At 61.0% G+C, this 3,205-nt stretch carries 2 protein-coding genes and 3 pseudogenes; 3 read left to right on the top strand and 2 right to left on the bottom strand.

From position 1 onward, the window contains the following. Positions 1 to 219 (bottom strand): annotated as a pseudogene (locus QDY28_RS30730) (reverse transcriptase domain-containing protein); the annotation flags it as partial. A gap of 333 nt (positions 220 to 552) precedes the next feature. Between QDY28_RS30730 and QDY28_RS30725 the strand changes: the two are divergent. The 3 genes and pseudogenes from QDY28_RS30725 to QDY28_RS30715 all read left to right on the top strand — a co-directional run bounded on the left by QDY28_RS30725 (position 553) and on the right by QDY28_RS30715 (position 2,928). Further along, positions 553 to 711: a hypothetical protein gene (locus QDY28_RS30725; protein ID WP_184806357.1), complete on the top strand. Its 159-nt coding sequence runs from the start codon at positions 553 to 555 to the stop codon at positions 709 to 711. Then, positions 704 to 1,144, top strand: a pseudogene (locus QDY28_RS30720) (recombinase family protein); the annotation flags it as partial. The gene QDY28_RS30725 and the pseudogene QDY28_RS30720, both read left to right, overlap by 8 nt. Before the next feature lie 206 nt (positions 1,145 to 1,350). Beyond that, the gene (locus QDY28_RS30715; protein WP_210320808.1) at positions 1,351 to 2,928 is read left to right on the top strand and encodes a recombinase family protein; all 1,578 of its coding nucleotides are present in this window, start codon (positions 1,351 to 1,353) and stop codon (positions 2,926 to 2,928) included. 17 nt (positions 2,929 to 2,945) lie between these two features. Here the strand turns inward: QDY28_RS30715 and QDY28_RS30710 are convergent. Next, positions 2,946 to 3,205: pseudogene (locus tag QDY28_RS30710) on the bottom strand (reverse transcriptase/maturase family protein); the annotation flags it as partial.

The following is a 3,205-nucleotide window of genomic DNA, read 5'->3' as shown; positions in this document are numbered from 1 at the left end:
CCATTGCTGGACCCATAAATCCAATGCGTAATGCAGGTAGATATTGGATAGCACGGGGCTAACTACAGAGCCTTGAGGAGTTCCTCGCGTTGATGCGACGCGGCGGCCATCCTCAATCGTGCCCGCTTTCAACCATTTGTGGATCAGACGTATCAGCCGGCGGTCACCTACTCGATGTGACAGGAAACGAAGCATCCACTCGTGATCGATTTCATCATAGGAAACGTCGCAAGACTACCCATCACCAGGATCTCCCAACGTCGATAACTATTACCCGCACGGGACATGCCTTCGAAGGGTGTGTTCTGTTGGTGGTCCGGCGACTGATGTGCCGCGGCGCGCCGTTGTTGCTTGTGGAATTACCCGATGGCAGCCGCAGCCACATTCCCGTGGCGTGGACGGATATCGGCTATACGGCAGTTTCCTCCTCCGACGCGCCGGCAAACCACGTAGCCATCGGCCGGCTCGCAGATCTTCAGCATTTGCGCTTTGTGACCGACGCTCTTCTTCAGCGGCGCGATGAGTCGCCGCCCGCTGACAAGGAGATGGCATATGCAACTGAAGCTGACATTTGCCGAGGAAGACAGCAACCGGCCTCCCGAGCCACCTGCCTGGGAGAAGCTCGACACCGAGGCGCGGGCGAAGGCGTTGCGCCGGCTGGCCCTAATGATCGCGCGCATGCTGACAGCCAGGGAGACCGGCGATGATTGAATGCAGCAAGGTTGCCGCCGGCCATCTGGCACGGCAGGCCGTCGTCTACCTGCGCCAGTCGAGCGCGTCACAGGTGGAGAACAACCGGGAATCCACCGAGCGGCAATACGCCCTCTCCGGGCGGGCGCGTGAACTGGGCTGGCCTGCCGAGCGCATCGTGGTCATCGACGAGGACCTCGGCCTGTCCGGCTCCGGCAGCGTCATGCGTACCGGTTTCGCCCGCCTGACAAGCGAAGTCGCACTGGCCCGAGTCGGCATCGTGCTCGGCCTCGAGGTCTCGCGGCTGGCGCGTAACAATGCGGACTGGCATCGGCTGATCGAACTGGCGGGCTTAACCGACACTTTGATCGGCGACGCCGACGGCATTTATCACCCGGCCTTGTTCAACGATCGACTCTTGCTCGGTCTCAAGGGGGCCATGAGCGAGGCGGAATTGCACATCCTTCGCGCTCGGCTGGACGGGGGCATCCGCAACAAGGCGGCGCGCGGCGAATTGCGTCGCGGCTTGCCTGTTGGCTTCGTCTGGGGCGAAGAGGATGGTGATATCCTGATCCATCCCGACGAAGCGGTCTCCCATGTCATCCGCACAATCTTTGCCCGCTTCGCCGAACTGGTTCTGCACGTCGCGTCTGGCTGTGGTTGCGCTCGAATGATATCAAATTCCCGCTGCGCCTCGGCGAACATCAGGATCTACGCTGGATCGAAGCAAGCTACCATGGTGTTCACGCCGTTCTTGCCAATCCGGTCTATGCCGGCGCGTATGTTTATGGCAAGAATCGCCATGAGACAGTGCTCGACGAAACCGGCGCACGGCGCAAACGGGTGCGCAAATTGCCAAGGGACGAGTGGCAGGTGCTGATCAAGGACCATCATCCGGGTTATATCGACTGGCCGACCTTCGAGGCCAACCAGCAGCGCATGGCAGCCAATACTCAGCCTCGTCCGCATTCAGGCACGAGCAAGCACTCTGCTGGTGCAGTTCGCGAAGGAGGTGCTTTGCTTCAAGGTATTGCGTGCTGTGGCCATTGCGGACGGCGGTTGCGCACCCATTATCGCGGCCGCAACGCGGCACCCGGTTATCATTGTGCTGGCAAAATCATCGTCGAAGGACGGGGCGTCTATTGCCTCAACGTCGGTGGTGTTCAGATCGATGAAGCCGTGGTCGCGGCATTCCTAGAGGCACTTGAGCCGGCCCGCCTGGCCGCCACGGTCGAAGCTGCCAAGCAGCTGGAGAACGACCGGGAAGCGGTTCTCAGGCAATGGCGGCTCGACGTGGAGCGGGCTCAGTTCGCCGTCAACCGTGCCGAGCGCCGCTATCGCGCTGTCGATCCCGACAATCGCCTGGTCGCCCGCGCGGTGGAACGGGAGTGGGAGGAGGCCCTGCGTGCCCTGGAGGCGGCCAAGGCGGAGCTGACACGGCGAGAGGCGGCACGTCCACGGCTGTTGTCGGCCGGCGAGCGGGAAAACCTGCTCACCCTTGGCGTCGATCTGGCGAGCGTCTGGCATGCACCGTCAACCACAGCACGCGACCACAAGGAATTACTGCGCACGCTGATCGAGGAAGTCACCCTCCATGTCGATCGCGACAAGGCATGCGCGCGTCTCACTCTACGCTGGAAAGGCGGCGCGACTAATCAACTCGATGTCGCCCTGCCGCGTTCGCGCCCGGCAACGGTTCGTACCGACGAAGACACTCTGACGCTGCTGCGGCGACTGGCGCCTCATTATCCAGACGCCGTGATTGCCGGCATTCTCAACCGTCAGGGCCGCCAGACAGCGCGCGGGCACCGGTTCGACGCCAATCGAGTCGGCAATTTGCGGCGCCATTGGAATATTCCCACCTGCAAGGCCAAATCGCAAACCACAGACGGCGACATTCTGACCATCCATCAGGCAGCCAGCTTCCTTGGCGTGGCGCCGTCAACGCTTCACCGCCACTTGAACGACGGCCTCATTCGAGGGGAACAGATCACGCCCGGCGCGCCCTGGCGCATCCGACTGACCAACGAACTCAAGGCCCGCTTCCTTACGACGCCTGGCGATGGCTTCGAGCCTATCCGGGACGCCATGGATACCCTCGGGCTTTCCCGCCAAAGTCTGTTGCAGCGAGTGAAAGACGGTGAGTTGGAATCAGTCCATGTCATCCGTGGACAGAGAAAAGGTCTATGGATCAAGACCATAGATCACAACCCAACCCTCTTCGAACACATGCCATGAACCAGGGGGCATTATGAAAGTCGATCCAAAAACGAGCGAATATCCGCGTCCAGTATCCAGTTGATCTTCCGCTTGTCGATCCCAACCCACAAGGCGTCCAGCGCGTCATGCTGCCCCCTTCCTTGCCGGAACCCGTATGAGAAGCCGAGGAAGTCTTGCTCATAGATCGCGCTCAGAACCGTGGACACGGCCATCTGCACGACCTTTTCTTCCAACGCTGCAATACCGAGGGGACGTAGTCTTCCGTCATTCTTCGGAATGTAGACCCGTCGGGACG

This window comes from Rhizobium sp. BR 362, from assembly GCF_036528765.1.
GTDB lineage: Bacteria > Pseudomonadota > Alphaproteobacteria > Rhizobiales > Rhizobiaceae > Rhizobium.
Note: the sequence above shows the minus strand (reverse complement) of the source record. Positions and strands in the feature narration are given on the sequence as shown.